At 49.1% G+C, this 22092-nt stretch carries 16 protein-coding genes, 1 tRNA gene and 1 pseudogene; 12 read left to right on the forward strand and 6 right to left on the reverse strand.

Features of this window, described 5'->3' with window-relative positions; all coding sequences use genetic code 11:
• Positions 1 to 15 precede the first annotated feature (15 nt).
• The 5 genes from MNODULE_RS10495 to MNODULE_RS10515 all read right to left on the reverse strand — a co-directional run bounded on the left by MNODULE_RS10495 (position 16) and on the right by MNODULE_RS10515 (position 4592).
• The gene (locus MNODULE_RS10495) at positions 16 to 882 is read right to left on the reverse strand and encodes a sensor histidine kinase (RefSeq protein ID WP_168059517.1); all 867 of its coding nucleotides are present in this window, start codon (positions 880 to 882) and stop codon (positions 16 to 18) included.
• A gap of 165 nt (positions 883 to 1047) precedes the next feature.
• Positions 1048 to 1386, reverse strand: a complete 339-nt coding sequence (locus MNODULE_RS10500; RefSeq protein WP_168059519.1) for a PilZ domain-containing protein — start codon at positions 1384 to 1386, stop codon at positions 1048 to 1050.
• A gap of 162 nt (positions 1387 to 1548) precedes the next feature.
• Entirely contained in the window at positions 1549 to 2220 is a 672-nt protein-coding gene (locus tag MNODULE_RS10505; RefSeq protein WP_168059521.1) for a response regulator transcription factor, read from the reverse strand.
• A gap of 1 nt (position 2221) precedes the next feature.
• Positions 2222 to 3553: a sensor histidine kinase gene (locus MNODULE_RS10510; protein WP_168059523.1), complete on the reverse strand. Its 1332-nt coding sequence runs from the start codon at positions 3551 to 3553 to the stop codon at positions 2222 to 2224.
• A complete protein-coding gene (locus MNODULE_RS10515) occupies positions 3540 to 4592 on the reverse strand; it encodes a class I SAM-dependent methyltransferase (protein ID WP_168059525.1) in 1053 nt (350 codons plus the stop codon). The genes MNODULE_RS10510 and MNODULE_RS10515 overlap by 14 nt, the downstream gene beginning before the upstream one ends.
• Before the next feature lie 266 nt (positions 4593 to 4858).
• Between MNODULE_RS10515 and MNODULE_RS10520 the strand changes: the two genes are divergently transcribed.
• The 7 genes from MNODULE_RS10520 (at position 4859) to MNODULE_RS10550 (ending at position 9265) form a co-directional block, all read left to right on the forward strand.
• Positions 4859 to 5098, forward strand: a complete 240-nt coding sequence (locus MNODULE_RS10520) for a hypothetical protein (protein WP_168059527.1) — start codon at positions 4859 to 4861, stop codon at positions 5096 to 5098.
• 351 nt (positions 5099 to 5449) lie between these two features.
• Positions 5450 to 6481, forward strand: coding sequence for a phosphoribosylformylglycinamidine cyclo-ligase (gene purM, locus MNODULE_RS10525; RefSeq protein WP_168059529.1), 1032 nt, complete (start codon positions 5450 to 5452; stop codon positions 6479 to 6481).
• Positions 6474 to 7145 (forward strand): phosphoribosylglycinamide formyltransferase, encoded by a 672-nt coding sequence (gene purN / locus MNODULE_RS10530; protein WP_168059531.1) that lies wholly within the window; start codon positions 6474 to 6476, stop codon positions 7143 to 7145. Before purM ends, purN begins: the two co-directional genes overlap by 8 nt.
• Positions 7142 to 7753 (forward strand): heavy metal-binding domain-containing protein, encoded by a 612-nt coding sequence (locus MNODULE_RS10535; RefSeq protein WP_168059533.1) that lies wholly within the window; start codon positions 7142 to 7144, stop codon positions 7751 to 7753. The genes purN and MNODULE_RS10535 overlap by 4 nt, the downstream gene beginning before the upstream one ends.
• Positions 7754 to 7864: 111 nt before the next feature.
• Entirely contained in the window at positions 7865 to 8347 is a 483-nt protein-coding gene (locus tag MNODULE_RS10540) for a tetratricopeptide repeat protein (protein ID WP_168059535.1), read from the forward strand.
• 40 nt (positions 8348 to 8387) lie between these two features.
• A tRNA-Ala gene (locus tag MNODULE_RS10545) sits at positions 8388 to 8463 on the forward strand.
• Positions 8464 to 8857: 394 nt separating this feature from the next.
• Entirely contained in the window at positions 8858 to 9265 is a 408-nt protein-coding gene (locus tag MNODULE_RS10550) for a response regulator (protein ID WP_168059537.1), read from the forward strand.
• A gap of 108 nt (positions 9266 to 9373) precedes the next feature.
• Here MNODULE_RS10550 and MNODULE_RS10555 read toward each other — a convergent pair whose 3' ends face one another.
• Entirely contained in the window at positions 9374 to 11161 is a 1788-nt protein-coding gene (locus MNODULE_RS10555; protein WP_168059539.1) for a putative bifunctional diguanylate cyclase/phosphodiesterase, read from the reverse strand.
• Positions 11162 to 11869: 708 nt separating this feature from the next.
• On the opposite strand from MNODULE_RS10555, the gene MNODULE_RS10560 reads away from it, so the two are divergent.
• The 5 genes and pseudogenes from MNODULE_RS10560 to MNODULE_RS25440 all read left to right on the forward strand — a co-directional run.
• On the forward strand, positions 11870 to 15790 hold the full coding sequence (locus MNODULE_RS10560) for an ATP-binding protein (protein WP_168059541.1): 3921 nt from the start codon (positions 11870 to 11872) through the stop codon (positions 15788 to 15790).
• Between the two features lie 104 nt (positions 15791 to 15894).
• Entirely contained in the window at positions 15895 to 17238 is a 1344-nt protein-coding gene (locus tag MNODULE_RS10565) for a thiaminase II/PqqC family protein (protein ID WP_168059543.1), read from the forward strand.
• Positions 17239 to 17458: 220 nt separating this feature from the next.
• On the forward strand, positions 17459 to 19237 hold the full coding sequence (locus tag MNODULE_RS10570) for an acyl-CoA dehydrogenase family protein (RefSeq protein ID WP_168059545.1): 1779 nt from the start codon (positions 17459 to 17461) through the stop codon (positions 19235 to 19237).
• A gap of 17 nt (positions 19238 to 19254) precedes the next feature.
• Positions 19255 to 21366, forward strand: a complete 2112-nt coding sequence (locus MNODULE_RS10575) for an aldehyde dehydrogenase family protein (RefSeq protein ID WP_168059547.1) — start codon at positions 19255 to 19257, stop codon at positions 21364 to 21366.
• Between the two features lie 29 nt (positions 21367 to 21395).
• Positions 21396 to 22079: pseudogene (locus MNODULE_RS25440) on the forward strand (histidine kinase N-terminal 7TM domain-containing protein); the annotation flags it as partial.
• Positions 22080 to 22092: the final 13 nt, after the last annotated feature.

Raw genomic sequence — 22092 nt, forward strand, 5'->3', positions numbered from 1 at the left:
CCGGCGAGATCCCCTTCAGGAACAAGAACTCTCCGGGATATCGACGGTAAACGTCGTGCCGACCCCCAATCCGCTTTCAACGCGAACGGTCCCCCCAAGGGCGGAGACCATTTTTTTGACAATGGCCAACCCCAAGCCGGTCCCGGTCCCATAGGGGGCGGCAGACTCCCTCACGGCCTCCCGCTGATTTCCCTCGAAAAGATGGGAGAGCTCCTGCGGCGCAATCCCGATGCCGGTATCCGAGACGGAGAGCCGAATCCCCCTCTGCCCCGGAAGAGAGCAGAGCCCGATTCGAATCGTTCCCCTCGGCGTGAATTTAATCGCATTGCCCAGGAGGTTGATCAGGGCGCTCTTGATCTTCAGGGGATCGGTCATGAACATCGCCGGACAATCAGGATCGATCCGCTGCTCCACCTGAAGTCCTCTCTCACGGAGAAAAGGCTCAAAGAGCATCGAGACCCGCTCGACCAGATCACGGGGGTTCGTCTCCACCACCTGAACCGGCATCTTGCCCGAATCGATTCTCGAGAAATCCAAGATATTGTCGACCAGGTGAATAAACTCCAATAAATCTACATGCATCCGCATGATCGCCTGAGATTGCTCCGGCGAGAGCACCCCATACGTTCCATTCCGCAGCAATTGGATAAAACCGAGAAGGCTGTTTAAAGGGGTCTTCAGCTCATGGGCGATATAGGAGAGTAATTGATTTTGCGCCCGGGTCGGATTGCGCTCTCTGCGGCGCGGGAGGTTCGCGTTGCCCTTCGCTCGCACCCGCTTCTTCACCGCGAGGCGCTTCGCGATCACCATTTTGTTAAGGCGGGCGCGCAACGCCGTCAGCTCTTTGAGAAGCTCTTCCCTTGTTTTGGCCTGATCACCCATGGAGAACCGGTCCTGTCCGGAGGATCTGTTTCGAGAGAATACCGTGACGGATAAAGAGGGTGAAAGAAAAACGCGGGAGGAAAGACCGTTTCCACTCTGAAGATCCTCCATTCCGGCGCAAACCGGGGAGAGAGAACGATCACAAAGGAGAATGAGATCGAATGCTTAATAAATAAACCGGGCCCCGACCCTGAAGTAGGAATCGGATACCTTCTCCACCCATCTTACTTCGACGAGGGTCGGAATATTGATCGGGACCGATTTCAGCTTGAAGGTCATTCTCAAGAACTGATTGATCTCCAGCTTTGTTTTTGTAACGAGGCAGACCCCCCCGTTGCTGATATTTTTGGCTCTTCCGATGATCGCGGATCGGGGAGGTTTCTTCGTCTGGAGCGACGTCCCCTTCCAAAGAAGGATCTCTTCATTGAAAACGACTCTTTTATTTTCCCTGGGTGGATTGAAGATGGCCTTTTGCGCCATATCGTTCAGCGTGAGTGAAGACATTTTTTTCCCCCTCGGTTTTTTCACGTCGAGCATCCGTCTACTTTCATCTAGTAAATCCAGCTTAACGGGAGAAGGTGAAAAACAGATGAGGAAAAGATTAGAAAGAAATTAAAAGAGAAAAGAAAAAGAGGAACACGATGGAGGAATCGGACAAGGAAGCGATCAACCGCAGATTTTATATCCGATATCCCGGACGGTCTGAATCAATTTTTTGGGATACCCTTCGTCTACCTTCTTCCTTAAATAACGGATATAAACATCGACGACATTGGTCAGGGTATCGTAATGATATCCCCAGACCTTTTCAAGGATCGATGTCCGGCTCATGACCTTATTGGGGTGAGTCATGAGATATTCCAGGAGGGCAAACTCCTTCGCGGTGAGGGCGATGAGATCTCCGGCCCGGCGGACTTCATGGGTCTCCCGGCTGAGGATCAAATCGGCGACCCTCAAGTCTTGGCTCTCCTCCCGATAAGGGCCTCGGCGCAGGAGCGCTTTCATCCGGGCCAGGAGTTCCTCGAAGGCGAACGGTTTCGTCAAATAATCATCCGCCCCGATCCGAAGCCCTTCGATCTTCTCTTCGAGGGTATCTTTCGCCGTCAGCATGAGGATGGGGGTTTCGATCCGCTCCTCCCTCAGCCTCAAGCAGACTTCAGAACCGCTCTTCAACGGGAGGACCAGATCGAGGATAATCAACCGGTAGCGGATCGCCCGCGCCATGTCGATCGCTTCCTGGCCGTCGTGCGCCACATCGACACTGTAATGCTCCGCCTCCAGTCCCCTTTTCACGAAGCTGACGATCCGCTCGTCGTCTTCCACGAGGAGAATTTCCATTCTAGACCTTCACCTTCTCGGAGAGGGGGAGATGCACCGTCACCCTTGTGCCGGCCCCCATTTCGCTGTCGATCGTGATCTTCCCTTCATGGGCCTCGGCGATCCACTTCGCGATCGGCAATCCGAGTCCCGTTCCGTTGGCCATCGATTTGGTTTTTTCAACCCGATAGAACCGTTCAAAAACGTGGGGGATCGCCTCTTTTGGAATACCGACGCCGTGATCGGCGATGGTGATTTTTCCTCGGCCCTCCTCCCGCTCCAGGGAGAGTTCCACATCTCCCCCCATCTTCGAGTAGTTGATCGCGTTATCAATGACGATCAAAAAAAGCTGTTTGAGACGCTGCGGATCCCCCTGCAAGAAAAGTTCGTCCTCCGCGGACTCTTTCAGTGTGAGCATAATCCCCTTCCGCATCGCCAGGATCTCTCCTTCGCGGGATGCCTCCCGAATAATCTCCTGCAGAGAAATTTCCCGCTTCTCCATATGCAACACCCCCGATTCGGAACGGGCCAAAAACAAGAGATCGCTGACCAGCTTATTGAGCTGATCAGCCAGGAGAATAATATAGTGGAGGACCCGCTTGTACTCCGCCACCGGTTTTTCCTTCCCTCGAAGCGTCACCTCCGCCTCTCCCCGGATCACCGCCAAGGGGGTTCGAAGCTCGTGGCTGATATCCGCAAAAAACTGACCTTTCAGGTAACTGAGCTCCCTTAGTTTCTGATTGGAGACTTCCAACGCTTTCCGGGATTCTTCCATTTTATAACGGGATTCAAATTCTTGGTAGCGCAATCTGGAAATAAAATAGGCGCTGGTCAATCCGATCACCATGGTTGAAATGAGAAAGGCGTTGTTGTTGATTAATATCTCCGCCCGCTCGATCTGATCGTAAAGAAAAATCGGGACAATATAAAGGGTATACATCGACAAACAGATCGCCGCCGTAATGCGCACATCCCAGGCAAAAAGCATCGAAATCGCAAGCATCACCAGGTTGAGACCGGCATAGTAAGGGGACTCGTAGCCTCCCAGGTAACGGGTCATCAGCGCGATGGTGCCGCCGATGAGGATGGCGGTCAGGGCCCCGACCCAGGTAATGTGGCTTTTTCCAAAAGAGGTAAAGGTGAAAAGAAAAAGAAGAAGGGTCAGCGCGGAGGAGACGAGCCGGATCAGGAGAAACGTTTTGAAGTGGTGAGGCACGGCGTAATAATCGAGAAGGCTGAAAAGGGGAACGAGGGTAAATCCCAAAATACAGCCGATTCGGAGCCGGAACGTGTTGATCTCGCGCGCGTAATCTTGAAAAGCGGAAAGAAGCTCGGCGTCGTTACTGTTTTCCATAGAAAACCGTTGCGACCTCAGGAGGATAGCTCAGGCTTTCCTTCGGCCTCTTCCCCTTTCGAACGGTCAAATAAAGCTGCGTCCCCTCTTCGTCGGTCTCGACAAAAACCTGGGCGGAAGAAATCCCTTCCACCATCTGAATGAGCTCCTGGGGCGTCCGATAGAGGACATACCATTCCGCGCCATATTCCATAAAATAACGGGCCTCATTCGAGGCGTCCAGATTTCCGATAATCAGATCCCCCTCCTCGGAGAGGAGCCGGTACAAACGTTGAATCAAATGTTTTGAGATATGAAAGGGAAGGTAGTCGAAGAGGCCCATCACATAGATCAAATCCTGCCCGGCGAAGAGATCAAAAGTATGGGGATGGTGGACCAACTGATGGATCGATTTGTTAACATAACCGACCTGGATGCGGCTCCGGGTCACCCCCTTTAATACATCGATCTTCGCGCGGCAATATTGCAGCGCCTCCCACTCGGTGTCGATCATGGTCAGGTGGCATCGATCACCCTTTGGGTTGCTCCGAATCAGCTCCTGGACCTCTTTGGCCGGTCCGGAACCGATGCTCATGATCGAGACGGTTTCCCGATTCCCGGAAGCCCGGCCGAGGATCCGGTTTGTCTTCCCCAGCATATAAGGAACCCGGCCCATCACCGACCGGGCCACGGAGAGCTGAGAGCAATACCGGTTGATGAGACGGGCGAAGAGGGTCTCTCCTTGGTCGTGGTCTTCATACAACATCCGCATCATTTCATAATCACCCGGATATCCCAACGGCTTCGAATAAGCCCGCTTCACGAAAGGAGAGAGAAGGAGGAAGGGATGAAGATGTTTCTGAAAATAATCGCGATGGATGCGGTGCTCCTGAGGGGTAAAGTGCCTCACCATTTTATCCATTCTCAAGATAAAACGATCCAGGGCCTCGGTTAAAAGTCCCTCTCCATGATGAAGGCTCTCCGCCTCAAGCAGCATCCGGTGCTCCTCATCCCTCTCGGAGCGAATCCCGGACTCTTCCGCATCCAATTTCTGCTTCATTTGAAAGAGACAGTGCTCAAGCTCGGAGATCAGAACCTCAAAGAGAGGAGAGACTTTTCGTAGAACGTTCCTGCTCTCCTTAAGTTGTCGACTCGCCTCCCTTTTATTTTGGCCCGGCGGCGACGATCCCCTTGTGAATGCCTCTTTTTCCATCATACTCCCTAACCTCTATGAAAGCTTACCAAGGGATGATGCGGCCGCGATGAAGGGTTGAATCGATCGATCCGACGTTTTCGAAGAACCCCGCGCCGGAGGATTCGGGAAGAATGCCCCACTCGATTGGAATTTACATCTCCTTCTCGTCTTCCATCCCCCTGCCGCCATCAATGCCCCTTCGTCTCTATGCTTCTAGGGAGTACTTTATCGCATTTCTCAATCTTCCGGCGATTGCTCTGACCCCACTGCCAATGTTCTTACCCTTCTCCAGCACTTTGGAAAAAATTTTCTGTGAAGCCGAAATGGCGTTCTACACCCCTTCACTGATTATTTCTCATCAAACAGAATAATCGAATCATGGATAAACTCCGTCAGAATAACCGATTTTTTTGGGAAAGACAATCGTTTTTGATCTCTCGATTGGGACAGACGTTGGAGGGAGGTGACCAATTTTGATCCGTAGAAAAATAAGCCCGCAAAAAATGTTTGTCAAGAATTATGTATCTTATGGAGTCTTTCGTTATCGAGGAGGACGAGCCGCTCATCTGCATGTTTAAAGCCGTTTCGTTCCGCTCGATTTCCGCCGGGGAAAGGGCTCCTAAATTGACCTTTTCCTGATCTTGCGGTATGATACAGATCACTTTTACGAGGTTACTTTTTTTTAAAAAACAAATCGAAAGCCCACCCCTCACGAGTAAACGATGGCGCGACTGACCTACAAAAATGCAGGCGTTGATATTGAAGCCGGCGATCTTTTCGTCCAAAAGATTACCTCCATGGTCCGATCGACACACCGGCCCGAAGTTCTCACCGACTTGGGAGGCTTTTCCGGCCTATTCGCCCTCGGAGCGAAAAAGTTTAAAGAACCGGTCCTGGTCTCCGGCACGGATGGGGTTGGGACAAAGCTGAAGATCGCTTTTATGACCGACCGCCACGATACGGTCGGCATCGACCTCGTCGCGATGTGCGTCAATGACGTCATCGTGACCGGCGCCGAACCGCTCTTTTTCTTGGACTACTTCGCCACGGGAAAGCTTTTTCCGGAGAAGGCGGTGGAGGTGATGAAAGGGATTGTGGACGGCTGCCGGCAGGCCGGCTGCGCGTTGATCGGCGGCGAAACGGCGGAGATGCCCTCCTTTTACCCCGCGGGAGAATACGATCTGGCCGGCTTCGCCGTGGGGGTGGTGGACAAAAAGAAGATCATCGACGGAAAGAAAATCAGGCCGGGAGATCTCTTGATCGGCCTGGCCTCTTCAGGCCTGCACAGCAACGGCTTCTCCCTGGTCCGGAAAATTGTTTTCGAGAAGAGGGGGCTTACGGTAAAAGACCATTTTCCCGGAGGGTCGAAATCGATCGGAGAAACTCTGCTGACCCCGACCGTCATTTACGCAAAAACCCTCTCGAAACTTCAGGAGAAAGTCCAAATTAAAGGAGCGGCCCACATCACCGGAGGAGGAATCACTGAAAATCTCCCGCGCGTTCTTCCGCCCGGTTGCGCGGCCCAGGTGCGGCGCGACCGATGGGAGGTCCCCTTCATATTTAAGACTCTCCAGGAAATGGGAGAGGTCGACACCGAAGAGATGTACATCGACTTTAACATGGGAATCGGAATGATCCTGGTGATCTCGCCAAAGGCGCTCTCCCAAACGCGCTCCCTTCTAAAACGGCTCCGACAGGAAGCGTACGTGATCGGCGAGATCGTCAAGGGAGATGGAACGGTGGTTTATGTGTAGCGAAGAGGAACCTGTCCTGAACCCTGCTGAAGGAGCCCTTCGACTGGGCGTCCTCGTCTCCGGCCGAGGGAGCAACCTTGAGGCGATTCTTGATGCGATCAAGCAAGGGAAGCTCTCCGCACGCGTGGCGGTGGTGATCAGCAATAAGAAGGACGCCCCGGCGCTGGAGCGAGCGGCGCGGTATCAGGTCCCCGCGCTCTTTCTAGATCCGACGCACTACAGTCGTCGAGAAGAATACGACGCCGCGGTTTTACAGCAATTAAAAGAGTTTGGCGTCGAGTTAGTGGTGCTGGCCGGCTACATGCGCCTTGTCACGCCGACGCTGATTCAGCCATACCATGATCGGATCATCAACACTCACCCGAGTCTCCTCCCCGCTTTTCCCGGAATGCATGCCCAGCGACAGGCGCTGTCGTACGGGGTTCGTGTGAGCGGATGCACGATCCACTTTGTCGATGAAGAGATGGATCACGGCCCCATCATCGCGCAGGCTTCGGTTCCTGTCTTCGAGGGGGACACCATAGAGCAGCTGTCGGAGCGGATTTTGGCGGAAGAGCACCGGCTTCTGCCGCAGGTTCTCCAGCTTTACGCCGAGGGGAAATTGACGGTAGACGGGAGAAAAGTTCATATTCAAGAAAGCGCTTCCACAAGGAGCGCCCGATGATCTGCCCCAATTGCGGCTGCGAACAGCGCGAGGCCGGCCGATGTATTCAGTGTCAAATGACGCTCCCCGGCGTGAAGGAAGCGTCGGCGAGCACCCCCCCTCCCACCCCTGCGACGACGTCGAAGAGAGGGGAAAAGAAAGAGCGGGAAGAGAGCGAGGAGAGAGAAGAAGATCCGGCGCTCTCCCCTCCGGAGCAGACGGAGAAAGAGGCGCTCAAAACGAATCGCAAGGGGCCGATCCGCGTCGTCGAGCCGGAACGCCGTGCACGTCATGAAGAAGGGGCTCACAAGATTTTGATCACCACAACTCAAAAGATAGAGGGAAGAAAAGTCAAAAACTACTTTGGATTGATCAATGCCAATATCATTATCGAGTTGGAGGACCAGATTCACTCGATCCCTGAAAAAGCGGTTTACTCGACCAACACCACTTATCGAAGCCACCTGAAGACAGGGATCTTGCTTGCGCTTCGCGATCTCCGAGGCGAAGCGGCCCTGTTCGGCGCCAATGCCGTGGTGGGAACCTCTTTCAACTTCCATCGAATCGACCCGCGCTCTCTCCTTCTCTCCGCCGTCGGAACCGCCGTTTTGATCGATGAGCTGAACTGATTCTACTTCGCAAGGCCGGATTCCTCGGACTCGCCGGAATCGACAACAAGGGATGGGTTTCGCTTTTATGTTTTGTAGTCCACCGGAAAGTAAAAACCATGGAGAATGGAGATGACTGGAGAGGAATATCTCGAACTAGGTCTCGCCTACATGCGTGAAAAAAATTGGGATTCGGCGCTGAATACCTTGCTTGAGAGCCAAAAACGCCTTTCAGACCTGCCGGAAGAAGATATCCCTCCTGTTTTGTTCTCCGCGCTCGGCCTCTGCTACGCGATGGCGCGCAACAACATCATGAGCGGATTGACCTATTGTCAGCGCGCCATTTCAATGGATCAGTTTCAGCCCGGCTTTTACCAGAATCTCGGCATGATTTATTTAAAAACGGGAGACAAGAAGAAGGCGCTTGCGGTTTTCCGAAAGGGATTGAAATTGAATCCGGAGCACTCCGGCATCTGGTCTCAGATCTCCCAACTCGGATTTCGGAAGCGGCCGTTTCTCTCCTTCCTGCCCCGTCAGCACTTCATAAACAAGTATCTCGGGATGTGGTTCCTGAGCACGGAGGGGAAAAGAGCCGCCTCTCGAAGATCCAATTGACAATCGCCATGAAATGTTTTATCTTTTGTCCTGCCTTTACGGGGCTGTAGCTCAGCTGGGAGAGCGCCTGGTTCGCAATCAGGAGGTCCGGGGTTCGATCCCCCGCAGCTCCACCAAATTTTAATTCTTCTCCATAGGGGGATCGAACGAGGGGGTGTGGGGGAGATGCTCCTCCACGCTTCGGGGGTCACCGTCCCGTTATTTGGGACGCCCTAGGGGGCAGGCCCCCTGGGGGAAGCGGGCTCGTCGAGCGCGTGAGACTCCCCCGCAGCTCCACCAAATATCAATACCCCTCCACACAATTCTAATAACCCGCGCCGTCCCTCGGCACAACAAGCGTACATTCTTGTACAAGAAGAACCGGTCCTAACCTACATGAAATACTCACCCATATTTCATGTATCTCCCCCTTTTCGTCAACGAAATTGATCCATTCCGGGAAAGCTCCTCTTCATACCTTTCAGGCATGTCTCTTGCTCTCAATACCGATGTGAAAATTAGGAGATCGCTATGGACACCCAAAACACCATCCTCATCGTCGACGATGAGAGCGGACCGCGCGAGTCGCTGAAGCTCATCTTGAAGCCGTTCTACAACATTGAAATCGCCGAAGACGGTCCGCAGGCGTTGGAAATCATACAAAAGAAGAAGATCGATCTGGTCACGCTCGATTTAAAGATGCCGGGGATGCAGGGGGAAGAAGTCCTCAGTCGGATCAAGGAAGCGCATCCGGAGGTCGAGGTGTTGATTATCACCGGTCACGGAACGTTGAAAAATGCGATCGAGCTCATCCGAAAGGGGGCCAGCGGATATGAGTTGAAGCCCTTCACGATTACCGAAGTCGTCATGAATATTTCAAAAACACTCGACAGAAAAAATAAAATGCAAAAACTCAAGCAGATCTTCAACCCGGGCTAGCGCCTGCTGGAGAAATCTCTCGAACCGAACAGATCGGGATGGAAACGGTTTGCTTGAGGGATGACCCGGTTGTACGGAGGGGGACCTACCGGAAAGAGGAACGACAACTTACAAATGTTTTCCTTCGGCCAAAAGCCGGGTGATCTCCTCCGCCGGCAAAGGCTTGCTGAAAAGATAGCCCTGCATCTGATCGCATTTCAACCCTCGTAAAAATTCCAACTGTTCGACCGTTTCCACCGCCTCGGCCACCACTTTCAGCTTCAATGTGTGGGCCATCGTGATGATCGCAGCCACAATGGCGGCGTCGTCCAGATCGGTCGTCACCTCCTGCACGAAGGACTTATCTATTTTCAGCGTGTCGATCGGAAGCCGCTTCAAATAGCTGAGGGAAGAGTATCCCGTTCCGAAATCGTCGATCGAGATTTCAATCCCTCCCAAATGCAACTCCCGCAGCTCGGTCATCGTGCTCTCATTGCTCTTCATGATCAGACTTTCCGTCAATTCCAGCTCCAGATAATTCGGATCGAGGCCGGTCTCGTTCAGCACATGGGCGATGGTTCCGATGAGATTTTGTCTTTGAAGCTGGCGGGCCGAAAGGTTGACCCCCATTCGCACCGGCGGAAGCCCCTGCTTCTGCCAAGCCTTGTTCTGCGCGCAGGCGGTGCGCAAGATCCACTCCCCCATCGGAACGATGAGACCGGTCTCCTCCGCAAGCGGGATGAAGTCCGCGGGAGAGACCATTCCGGCCTCCGGGGATTTCCATCGGATCAGGGCCTCCATCCCCACGATCTGTCCCGTCGTGAGATCGACCTTGGGTTGGTAATAGAGCAGGAACTCCCCCCGCTCCAACGCACGGCGGAGATTGTTTTCCAAAGCGAGACGTTTGGTGGCATGTTGATTCATCGCCGGCGCATAGAGCTGGTAATTGTTCCCGCCCTGCTCTTTGGCGCGATACATCGCCGTGTCGGCATGTTTCATCAGCAGATCGATCTCGTCTCCGTCATTGGGAAAAATCGCAATTCCGATGCTGGCTGAAACGAAGATCTCCTGTCCCTTTAACTGAAACGGTTTCCCCAATGAGTCGAGAATTTTTTGAGAAACGCGAAAGCTGTCGGCCGGTTGCGCGAGATCGTCCAGGATCAAACCGAACATGTCGTCTCCCAGCCGCGCGACGGTATCTCCCTCCCTCACCGTGGCGGACAGCCGCTCCGACACGGCCTTCAGCAGGAAATCCCCCATCGCTTGCCCGAGCGTCTCGTTCACCACTTTGAACCGGTCGAGATCAAGCAGGAGAACGCCGACCGATCGTTTATGCCAGGGAGCCCGTGAAATCGCCAGCCCCAGACGGTCCCGAAAGAGAAGACGATTCGGAAGGTTGGTAAGGAGGTCAAAGTTGGTCAAGTGGTTGAGACGCTCCTCCGCCTGCTTCCGCTCCGTGATGTCATGGAAGCACCAAACTCGGCCGATCCGCTCTCCGCCGATCTGCTGCGGCTTCGCGTACCATGCCAGTATTCTCCCATCGATCAATTCCAACGTGCCTTGATTCTCCGAATCCGATTGGTTGAGCGCGTTGAGCCTTGCCGAAAAGCTTTCCACATCCTTGATCGGCTTCAGGAGAGCGGCCATTGCTTTCTCCGGGTCTCCCAAAGTGAAGACAGGATGCGGGATCTCCCACATCTCTATAAATTTCGAATTGAACAAGGCGATCTTACCCTGCTGATTCACGACGAGGATGCCGTCGGCGGTGGCTTCGAGTGTGGCATTCAGCAATGAGAGGCTGCGCTTTAATTCCGCCTCGATCCTTTTCCGCTCCGCGATCTCTTTTTCCAGCGCTTCCTTATCCGCCAGGAGGCGGATCGACGTTCCGGCGACGCTGTCTTCCGAGATATCACTCATCTTCTCTTCTCCCACTTCAGTCGGCCATGGCTTGCGTTTTCAAAAATGACCCTTTCGGAATGAACTCGACTTCAGAACCGGAATTGCCTCCGCCAAGAAATTTAAAATGTCGATTGATACTCATTCAGTATGCCATAAAGCTGAAAGATGTCTATCTTTCTGAAAGACTTTCTATTTTTCAGCCTAAACTGAGACCTGTCTTAAGACACGATAGCTAAGTCTTTTTTTGGACTTCATTAAAGAGGACGGAATCCTCTGTCAAAAGCCAGGGAGCACCCCTGAGGACTATAGCTGAAAGACCGTCTAAAAATACCGCTCCGGTTATAGACAAGAAGAATTTTATTGACATTGTTGTAAATAGGTATATTGTGAAATTCTGCTTTTGAATTATCATCTGGTCTTGTAAGTTGGCGCAACGGGGGTGAACTTCCACCCTCTCCACACCGATTCAAAACCCGCACAGGGAGGTGCTATGGGGAGGACTGTCATGCCGACAGCGGATGTTTTGAGTATCCGTGCATACTGCCTCAAAGATCTTCTCCAAAATCGTCTTGTCTTTTTTTCTCATCCCTCTTCTCTGCCTATAAAATCGCCCATCCGTTTAAACGAACGATCAGAATTGAAGTGCTGCATTGGTCCAGTCAGCTACTTCAGGATATGGATACCAATACCTGAGTTTAACTCAAAAAAGAGGAGGCCGGCTCTCGTATGTTCTTATTTCATTTAACGGCCGGACTCGCTCTCACGGCAATTACCGTATTCCTTCTCGGACTGTTCGTTCTTATAAGAAAAGGACGTGAACGTTTAGGCGTTCTCTTCTTTCTTTGGTGCCTCTCTATTTCATGGTGGAGCTTTTTTGAGATTCTCCTTATACAAAGCTCAAATGAAAAATCGGCCCTATTCTGGGGCCGAATTATGCAAGCCGGAGACATGCACCTTCCAACCCTCTTTGTACATTTCATTTTAACGCTTTTAGGGTTGCAGATCGCTCGTTGGAAACTTATTGCCCTATACGGGGTGAGCACCTTGCTTAGCGTTCTCTGTTTTACTCCTCTCGTTATCTCGGGTGTGGGGCCAAGCAATCTTTTCTCTTTCTTCATTAAGCCCGGTCCGTTATATATTTATATGATTATTTTTTTCATATCATGTGTGATTTACGGACAACTAAAGTTATATCAAGCTTACTCCTCTGCCTCACCCTCGAAAAAAGTTCAAATCGGATATTTCTTCTGGAGTTCAATCGGCGGATGGATTGGAGGTTGCGCGAACTTCCTCCTCGTTTATGATATTAAAATCCCCCTTTTAAATGAATACGGCACGTATGCCGTTCCTTTCTTTGCGGTATCCACAACCTATTCCATTGTTCGCCATCAACTCATGGATATTCGAACCGTCATTCACATGACCATAATGTGGTTGACAACTTTCTCTTTGGCCCTTATACCGATCCTGGTCGTCATTTTACCGGCTAAGCGGTGGCTAGCGGATCTTACCAACCTCCAGATTTCCGCTCTGATCTCAGCGTACTTTGTGTTTCTAGTCCTCTACATCAAAACCGTTCAACCCCGGATCGACCACTTTTTCCAGCGGCGAAAGTATGACATGGAAAAAATCCTGCATGGAATGGTAAAGGAACTCGCTCTGCTCAAGGATCTAATGGAACTAACAGAGAAAATTGCGGCCACCATTCGAGAAGCCATGTATGTTTCCCATTCTTCAATCATTCTGTGGGAAAAGAAAAAACAGGGCTATCTAAACATCAACGGGCCAAACCAAAATGTCGATCTTTCGACTCATGCTTCTTTTCTCAATTGGATGAAAGTGAAAGATCGCGTCATTGAATGGAATGAGATCGAAGCTGAACCCCAATATAAAGAGATTAGAATTCCGGCGCGAAATTATTTCGAAGCGTTGTCAGCCAAGATAGCTCTCCCTCTAGTGCATGAAGATCAACTGATCGGCGTCATCAACCTAGGCGAGAAAGATAACCTCAAGCCCTTCACCCGTGAAGATATCGAATTCCTATCGACGCTTCGAGCTCAATCGACCATTTCACTTTCTAACTCCCTTTTGTACGAAGATGTCCACAAAATGTCCGAAGAGCTCCGGCGCTGGGCCTCGGAGTTGGAAGAAAAGGTTGCTACGCGAACGCATGAGCTTTCCGAACGAACAAAAGAGCTCTCTGAAAGTAAGACAGAATTAGAACGCTCCTATCAGAAGCTCCAGGAGCTCGACCGCATCAAATCTCAGTTCTTCGCAAACATCTCTCACGAGTTTCGAACGCCCCTTACGCTCATTCTCGCGCCGCTCGAATCTTTTCTCAATCAACCGAATCTTCCGGAAGAACAGCGAAAACACTTTCAGATCATGTATCAGAACGGACTTCGTCTTCTTAAACTCATCAACAACTTATTAGATTTGGCAAAGATCGATACCGGGAAAATGCCGCTTTCTTATTCAAAGACCGACTTGGTGGCATTTATTAAAGGGATTATCTCTTCTCTCACCCCTCTCACCTACAAAAAACAGATCCACGTCTCATTTCTGGCTGATAGAAGCGTGATCGAATTCTATTTCGATCGCGATAAAATCGAAAAGGTCCTCCTGAATCTGCTATTTAATGCCATTAAGTTTACCGAACGGGGCGGAGAAATTATTCTCTCCTGCGCGGAAAAAGAGGGGCATGTTGTTGTCAAAGTATCGGATACGGGCGTCGGCATCGGCAGAGAAAATCTTCACAAGCTCTTCAGCCGTTTTACACAGCTCGATGCCTCCGCCACCCGACAACACGAAGGAACCGGGATCGGCCTTGCCCTTTCTAAAGAGTTGGTGGAGCTCCATCAAGGAAAGATCTGGGTCGAGAGTGAAGTCGGAAGGGGAACGGTCATCTCCTTCACCCTTCCTTCTCTTAAAGAGATGCCCATATCAAGCCTCTTCACACCTTGCCAAGAAAATTCAGAGGAGAATTGGTTCCGCTCGCTTCACAAGACGGCGGAGTATGCGGAAGGAAGAATCCTTCAAGAATCCGCTGCACTCCCTCCGCAATTCGCAACGGAAGAAAAGAGCAGACCGAAGATCCTTATCGTTGAAGACAACTCCGACATGCTCGACTTCATCGGCACTCTCCTTCAGGGGGACTATAACGTTGCTCTTGCTCGAAACGGAGCCGAAGGGCTTGAGCGAGCAAAGACCGACCCTCCCGATCTGATCCTCGCCGACATCATGATGCCGATGAAGGATGGTTATCAGCTCTGCCGTGAAATAAAAGAGGACCTCACAACGCGTCACATCCCGGTGGTCTTGGTCACCGCCAAGGCCGATCTGTCGATGAAGATCGAAGGATTGAACCAAGGGGCCGATGATTACTTGACCAAACCATTTAGCTCCGAAGAGTTGAAGGCGCGCGTGAGATCACTTCTAAACCTTCGGACGCTCGAAAAAGAAATTCAGATGAGAAACCAGGCGCTGGAGAAAACGCTCGCCGAGCTGCGAAAGACTCAGACGCAACTGATTCACTCGGCCAAAATGGCGGCGCTGGGAACCTTGGTGGCCGGCCTCTCACACGAGATGAACAATCCACTGACTCCGGTGATCGGTTTTGCTGAGCTTCTCTTAGGCATGCCTCTTCCTAAAGAGGCGCATCAGTGTGCAGACACCATCTCCAGGGAAGCGCGCCGATGTGCCGCTGTTATAAGAAGCCTCTCGGACTTTGCACGCAAATCTCCCCCGCTCTGGCAAGGAAACGATTTGAACAGCTTGATTCATTCTGTTTTGGAGCTGAACGCCTCTTACCTTCGCACCGACAATATCGTACTCGAATTGAATCTCGATCCACGTCTTCCCAAAACACTTGTGGATGGCAACCAGATCAAGCAGGTTCTGTTAAATCTCATCAACAATGCTCACCAAGCCGTTTTGATAAATGAGGAAGAACGGAGAATCCAAATTGTTTCGGAACAAACTGCAGGGCTCCTACGAATCACAATTGGGGACAATGGTCCGGGAATTCCCAAGGAAGTTCAGTCCCGGCTCTTCGAGCCTTTTTTCACGACGAAGCCGGAAGGAGAAGGAACGGGGTTGGGATTGGCGATCTCGCATGGGATCATCGCATCTCATGGCGGGAAGCTCGGATTTATCTCTGAGGAAGGGATCGGGACACGCTTCTGGTTTGAGCTGCCGATCCGTACCGCTGCATCCACTGCTCCCACTCTCCCCTCAGAAACAAGTGTACTCCATCAAGACAGACGGGCGCTGGTGGTGGACGATGAGCCGATGGTTCTGGAGGTCTGCAAGACGGCATTGGAGCAGATCGGATTTGTTGTCGATGCGGTGCACAGCGGAGAAGCCGCCTTGGAACAATTGACCAAAACCTCCTATGACCTGCTGGTCGCCGATATTCGTATGCCGGGGATGGGCGGGATTCAGTTTCTGGAGCAGGTCGGCCGCGTCTATCCGGAGATCTTGGATCGGACCATTTTAATCACTGGGGATGCTGTCAATTCAGTGACGTCGGCGTTCCTCAATCGAACCCGCATCACCGTTCTGGAAAAACCGTTCGACCTCGCAGAGCTTCAACACCGGGCAAAGTCAATTCTAGAACGAAATTCAACCCAACGGTGGAGAGTTTGACGAAATACAACATCACTTTAGCGCCGATGCCTATGACTAAAGTTCTCCGACATAAATATTAAAGCATTTACTTATTAATATAAATGATCGTCAAGGAGATAGAGATGTTGAGTCAACTCCTATTTCATGAGCGACGGAGGATCAATATATTGTTGCAGACCAATGACCGGCGCAATGGAGAGCGGCGTCAACGGGTTGAAGCTTACTCGCCGGAGCGGCGCCGTCCTGCTTCGAGAATCCGATGTCAGGAGCGAGAAGGTATCGTCCTACCTATCCGTCTCGAGATTGAGGGAAAAGACAGGGTCGGTCACATGGTAAATATCAGCCCCGGGGGGGTAATGATTCGAACGAATACGCCATTGCGCGAAGGTTTGGAGGTCTTCCTGCATCTCTTCTCGGAACAGGATGCCTTTTCTCTTCGTTTGTTCGGTCGGATAGTTTTCTGTCGTTCATTGGAGGAGAGAGGATCGTTGTCGCAGGCAGTTGGCATCCAATTTCGGACCTCAGGCGAATTTAACCAGAAAGTGCTCGCTGCGACCATTGATTTGATCAGCAAAAAGGATGCAACAGAGGACCAGTTCGGAATCAGTATTCTTATCTCAGATGAGCGACACCTCGTTGAAAAACAGCCGGGAGCTCTGCCGATGCTTCCGTTAATCAGTAAAGCGATAACCCAAATAAGGGAAATGCCGATCAACCAAATAACGTCGCCGGAAACGAGGCGCACCACGGTGGGGGGAAGGAGAAAAAAACAGGAGCTTCGATTTACCCCCGATCCCGACTGGGTTATCAAAATGAACCAATCCCTTGAACCGTATCGTCAGGTAATTTTGCAGTCGCGTTTGGTCCAGGAAACATCTAAAGGGCAACTTTCGCTAAAGCAAATCCGGGGATGGAATATTCAGTTTTATCCTTTTATTCACAGTGTCCCTCATTTCATAGCGTTGAATTTGGCGAGGGCAAACGATCCGATGTCGCGGACGTATCTCATTGATAATATCCGTGTTGAGAAGCGCCATGCCGATCAGTGGGTTGACATGGCTCAGGGATTCGGCGTGAGCACGGAAGAGCTCTTTCAATCTCCTATCCTGGCAGAAGTGGAGGCACTGACACACTGGATGTGGTCGGTCACTACCCGGGCTAGCTTTATCGAATCGGTGGCTGCATTACACTATGCGATCGAGGGAATCACCCAAGAAATAGCAGCAATCATGGTTAAGGAGTTGAATAAATATAAGCTGTTTGAATGGGTTCATCTTGATCGAAAGGCGTGCCAGTGGATGGAAATGCACACTCGTTATGATCACCGCCACCCCTACAAAGCGCTCGAGATTATTAAACTCCATGCAGTATCGCTAAAGGACCAGGAGAAGGTCAAGGAAGCGACCCAGCGCAGTCTGGAATATCTCTTTCTTGCACTGGAAGCATGTTATGTCGCTTTTGCGTGAACAGACGCATTAAGCTGCAGAGGGAAGATTCTCATATCGTATTAACAACCGGCTTCTCCAGTCCTTGCGAGCGATGCAACATTATCAGCCCTCCGGCATCATCGGCATTTTGAAAGCATCGCGGCATTAACGTTCTGCATAAGCCATTTAATCTGCAAGATCTTCAATGGTATGCACCATTGATTCTTAACCATATTTTTATATTTCAATGGAGGAACCAATGAAAACAAAAACCTCAGTTTTCTTCGACAGAAGGCAGAACGCCGTACCAATCAATTTTAACGATAGAAGGACAGCCGAACGAAGGATCGCTGAAGAACCGATCTCGCCAGAACGACGACGCCTGTTCTCGCAAATACGTCACTTTGATCGAGAAAATATTAATATCCAAGTTTATCTACAATCAGAAGGAAAAGAGATACACGGCCATACGCAAAATATAAGTTTAGGAGGCCTTCTCGTTTACAGCACTATTGCTCTAAACAATGGAGATCCTACAATCCTTCAATTCTCCTTTGGAGAGCATGCTTGTTTTGTCAATATTTCGGGACAGGTTGTCTTTTGCCATTTGGTAAACGATAAAGAATCTGGACAGTATGTGATCGGAATTAAATTTACCGCTATTCGTGATTTTGAGCAGAGAATTCTAATAACAGCGTTTCAAACCCTCAAACAGAGTACTATTACCCAGCAGAAATCATCATTGAGAATCGTTGCCTCAAAGGATACCTTAGCCCAGGAGGCAGCCAATCTTCCAAATCATACTTTCAGAATTGGACAAACAGCCTTTGCCAATTTGAAACCCACTGTTCTCACTCAAAAAGACCCGACCTCTCTGTTAAACGGAGTCAGCTTTGAACTGACCGATGAACAAAAAGCATTGCAAGAAACCGTACGAAAATTTACCGAAAAAGAGATCGAGCCTGTTGCTGGATACTACGATCGAACCGGAGAATTTCCTCGGGATATAATCCAAAAAGCTTTTGAACTTGGCTTATTGACTTGTTACATCCCAGAAAAGTTTGGCGGAAATGGGTTAGGAATTTTTGAAACGGCGTTGATCACAGAAGAGCTTGCCGCAGGTTGCGTGGGTATTACCACATCAATTATGGTCAATCTTCTTGGAATAAGTCCACTTCTTATCGCTGCAACAGAATCGCAGAAAGAGAAATATTTAACATCCTATTGTCGTCAGTTAACTCTGTATTCGTTTTGCTTCACTGAACCAGATGCTGGTTCAGATCCAAGCCGTATTGCGACAAGAGCTGAATTGGTTGGAGATCACTATATTCTAAATGGTTCAAAATGTTTTATCACAAATGGAGGTGTTTCTGACTATTATGTTGTCTTTGCTACCGTTGACAGGAGCATTGGAACAAAAGGGCTTACGGCTTTTCTAACACCATCTAAAGCTGAGGGCATCAGTATTGGCAAAACTCTCGATAAAATGGGACAGCGCGCTTCAAATACAGCAGAGATATTTTTCGATAATGTCAAAATTCCTGTAGAAAATAGGATCGGTAAAGAACATGAGGGATATAAAATCGCGATGCTGTCTATATCACGATCAAGAATCAATGTTGCTGCAGGCTCAGTTGGGGTGGCAAGGACCGCGATGGATCACGCCATGCGATATGTTCAGAAGCGAGTACAATTTAACCAAGCGTTAGCCAATTTTCAATATGTACAGTTTAGACTAGCTGATATGGCAAGTGCTATTGATGCGGCAAGATTACTGGCCTGGCGAGCTGCATGGGTACATGATAAAGGACAACGATACGCCAAACAAGCATCAATGGCCAAGGACTTTGCCGGTGATATGGTAATGAAGGCGACTAGTGAAGCACTCGATCTTCTCGGTGGCTACGGCTACTCGAAAGAATTCCCAATGGAAAAACTAATGCGAGATGCAAAACTGATGCAGATTTACGAGGGACCATCGCCAGTCCATAAGACAATAATTTATCGAGAATTGGCAAACGAATATGGTCTGTGTTAACTGGTGAGGAGAAAGATATGTCGAATGTTATAGATAGCAAATATAATAGGCGTATACGTGACACTGATCGACGCCGATTCAAATCACTTGTACTATCTAACGATAGACGTAAGGAACAGCGACGACAAAGGTCAGTTGATATCGCCAATGAATTTAACCAAAAGTTCTTGAAACCAGGAGGAAGACACTCCAGAAGGACAAAAGAACGACGCGGTTTTCTTTGTCCGGCGAATATATTTCCAGAAAATTCAATCCTGAGAGAAAAAGAAGCCATCCATGGAACGATTGTAAACATATCTTCCCAAGGCCTGGCCATCGCCTTATCGAGTGGTGCTGATTGGCTGACCTCCTGTAATGAGGTCACAATAACATGGGGTCCATCAACCGTATTATCCGGAAGAATAATCTGGAAAGATTTTAATTCATATTATCTCAACAACGGGAACAGTTATTTGATTGGTATTGAGCTTAACAAAACAGCCAATAACAAATCTACCTTAAGATTCTCCCCACCCTTAGAAAAAAATCTAACCCGAATCGAATCGATCTCTGACATTCCTAGTGTTGATTTCTACCCGCTGTATATTGGAGGCAGGGATGTCGACACCGGCATTTATGGTTTCTCTGCAGACACAGCTAAATTGATATTGAACCCATCAGAGACTTTGCTGAATCAAGAGACCATATTGAATGGTTCCATACCGGATAACAATTTTAAAAGTACGTATGCAGCATACTGCATTGCTTACGACAACTATATTGATGAAGCAATTGACGCCGCATTTAATGCGTGGCAAGAGTTTCGTCATACCTCTATTCATAAGAGGAAGCGCCTCTTTTATGATTTCTACGACAACATCAAGAATCATCGTAGTCAACTAATCGATTTAATGGTTAAGGAAGGCCACCCGCTACGATTAGCTGAATGGGAACATGCGGGAATGGTTAAGGCTTATGAACCAAAGACAATAAACTTTTATCTCAAACAACTTTTTAGGAAATTAGGCAACGATGGCGATGAACAGCTATTCCTCGCCAGAAAACCGGATGGTGTGGTATGTGTTATGCCCCCTGGGAATGCTCCATGTCCGAATTCTTTATTGGCTGCTTTCGCACTTCTTGGAGGCAACACCCTAATAATTAAACCACCACTTCGTAATCCTATATCCACAATGTATCTCTGGAGAAAAGTAATCGGCGACGTCCTCCAATCCAACAAAATTTCGCCCGGAGTGGTAAATTTAATAATTGGTGATTCCGAAGGAATCCTAAAGAAATGGCTCGCAAGTCCAAAGGTAAGCGATATTGTCTATTTCGGAGACAGTCATACAGGGCTCAATATCGGCTCACAGATTTATTCAAGTGGGAAAAAACCTATCTTGGAACTTTCGGGTAATGACACAATGGTGATTTGGAAAGATGCAAATCTAGAAGGCGCTGCGGATTCACTTATCGAAGGATTTAACGGTTCAATGCAGATATGCATGGTAGCAAGACGTGCCGTGATACATCCAGCAATATATGATCAGTTTCAATCAATCATTTTAGATAAAATAAAAAAAATAAGTGCTGGTCTGCCGGATGACAAAACAAGTTATCTTGCTCCAGTAGGGAAAATTGAACTGTTCTATGAATACCTTTTAGATGCGTTAAGAAAAGGTGCACAATTGATTTATGGAGGAACCCGCATCAATTATGCAGGCTCTCCCGATCCAAGTGGAATATTCATCACTCCAACTCTTATAACAGTCGAAGATATACCTATCGCGGAAACGATGAAATGCACTCTGGAAGAAGGTTTTTTCCCTCTCCTCACACTCATAAATGCTTCAGATAGGTCTTCCAAGATTGAATCTGATGATATAATCTTTTCTAGAATCATGACCTTTTTAGATCAGAATACATACGGCCTTCGAACTTCTGTCTGGATTGAGTCAAAACGTTACATGAAAAAATTCATAAAATCCATCCAAGGTAGCGGGATTATTCGGATCAATTTACTTCACACTGGATTCTCTGCCTTTGTTGGAACTCACGGTGGCCCAAAGCGATCAGGGGGGCCGTTTGGCGAACTCAATTATTTATGGGAAAAAACAACACATCTTCAAGGAATAGCTTTAAGAGAGTGAACCGTGAAAAATAATTTGAGGTTATCGGTTTGATTCAACTCCTGCCAGGAGAATACCATTTTAATGCGTTTGGGATTCCCGTACTTCTTTGTGGGGTACTTATTTTATTTTTAGGCATTTTCACATTCTTCAAAAGTAGTAGAACACAGGTTAACCTTTCTTTTTTCTTGTCCTGTTTTTCTATATCTATCTGGTTAATAGGAATCACTCTAGTTTATTTTTCTGGAGACGAAGAGACTGCCTTTTTTTGGGGACGATTCCTTTGGGCTGGTCTTGTCTTTATTGGTAGCTCTATTTATTTCCTGACGCTATCGCTGACTGATCTAACTGAAAATCGCCGAAATATTTTAATCATCAATTTTATAGTTTCTGGGCTTTTTTGTTTATCCGTTCTAACAACAGATAAATTTATTTATGGCGTTTGGAAATATAATTGGGGTTATTATCCAAAGGCAAATCTCCTCTATTATTTCTACATCCCTTTTTTCTTCACCCAAATGCTAGTCAGTCTATATAATTTTTATCTCGCCTATAGACGCGCTGACAATCCTGTTCGAAAGCAACAAATGCGCTTAGTGCTTATTGCATTTGGTGTAGCATACACAGCTTCAGTCGATTATCTTCCTAATCTCGGGTTTGGTATTTATCCCTTTGGCTACCTTCCAATGCTTATATTTACTGGGATAATGTTTTATTCCATAATCAGATACAAATTATGGGACATAT

The sequence above is a fragment of the Candidatus Manganitrophus noduliformans genome, from assembly GCF_012184425.1.
GTDB classification, from domain to species: domain Bacteria; phylum Nitrospirota; class Nitrospiria; order SBBL01; family Manganitrophaceae; genus Manganitrophus; species Manganitrophus noduliformans.

What these genes read in the sequence shown, in the direction of transcription:
- MNODULE_RS10555 (WP_168059539.1), bottom strand. Translation starts at nt 11,161, where the DNA reads ATGAGTGATATCTCGGAAGACAGCGTCGCCGGAACGTCGATCCGCCTC.
- MNODULE_RS10510 (WP_168059523.1), bottom strand. Translation starts at nt 3,553, where the DNA reads ATGGAAAACAGTAACGACGCCGAGCTTCTTTCCGCTTTTCAAGATTAC.
- MNODULE_RS10535 (WP_168059533.1), top strand. Translation starts at nt 7,142, where the DNA reads ATGATCTGCCCCAATTGCGGCTGCGAACAGCGCGAGGCCGGCCGATGT.
- purM (WP_168059529.1), top strand. Translation starts at nt 5,450, where the DNA reads ATGGCGCGACTGACCTACAAAAATGCAGGCGTTGATATTGAAGCCGGC.
- MNODULE_RS10560 (WP_168059541.1), top strand. Translation starts at nt 11,870, where the DNA reads ATGTTCTTATTTCATTTAACGGCCGGACTCGCTCTCACGGCAATTACC.
- MNODULE_RS10520 (WP_168059527.1), top strand. Translation starts at nt 4,859, where the DNA reads ATGCCCCACTCGATTGGAATTTACATCTCCTTCTCGTCTTCCATCCCC.
- MNODULE_RS10500 (WP_168059519.1), bottom strand. Translation starts at nt 1,386, where the DNA reads ATGTCTTCACTCACGCTGAACGATATGGCGCAAAAGGCCATCTTCAAT.
- MNODULE_RS10570 (WP_168059545.1), top strand. Translation starts at nt 17,459, where the DNA reads ATGAAAACAAAAACCTCAGTTTTCTTCGACAGAAGGCAGAACGCCGTA.
- MNODULE_RS10565 (WP_168059543.1), top strand. Translation starts at nt 15,895, where the DNA reads ATGTTGAGTCAACTCCTATTTCATGAGCGACGGAGGATCAATATATTG.
- MNODULE_RS10515 (WP_168059525.1), bottom strand. Translation starts at nt 4,592, where the DNA reads ATGAAGCAGAAATTGGATGCGGAAGAGTCCGGGATTCGCTCCGAGAGG.
- purN (WP_168059531.1), top strand. Translation starts at nt 6,474, where the DNA reads ATGTGTAGCGAAGAGGAACCTGTCCTGAACCCTGCTGAAGGAGCCCTT.
- MNODULE_RS10550 (WP_168059537.1), top strand. Translation starts at nt 8,858, where the DNA reads ATGGACACCCAAAACACCATCCTCATCGTCGACGATGAGAGCGGACCG.
- MNODULE_RS10575 (WP_168059547.1), top strand. Translation starts at nt 19,255, where the DNA reads ATGTCGAATGTTATAGATAGCAAATATAATAGGCGTATACGTGACACT.
- MNODULE_RS10540 (WP_168059535.1), top strand. Translation starts at nt 7,865, where the DNA reads ATGACTGGAGAGGAATATCTCGAACTAGGTCTCGCCTACATGCGTGAA.
- MNODULE_RS10495 (WP_168059517.1), bottom strand. Translation starts at nt 882, where the DNA reads ATGGGTGATCAGGCCAAAACAAGGGAAGAGCTTCTCAAAGAGCTGACG.
- MNODULE_RS10505 (WP_168059521.1), bottom strand. Translation starts at nt 2,220, where the DNA reads ATGGAAATTCTCCTCGTGGAAGACGACGAGCGGATCGTCAGCTTCGTG.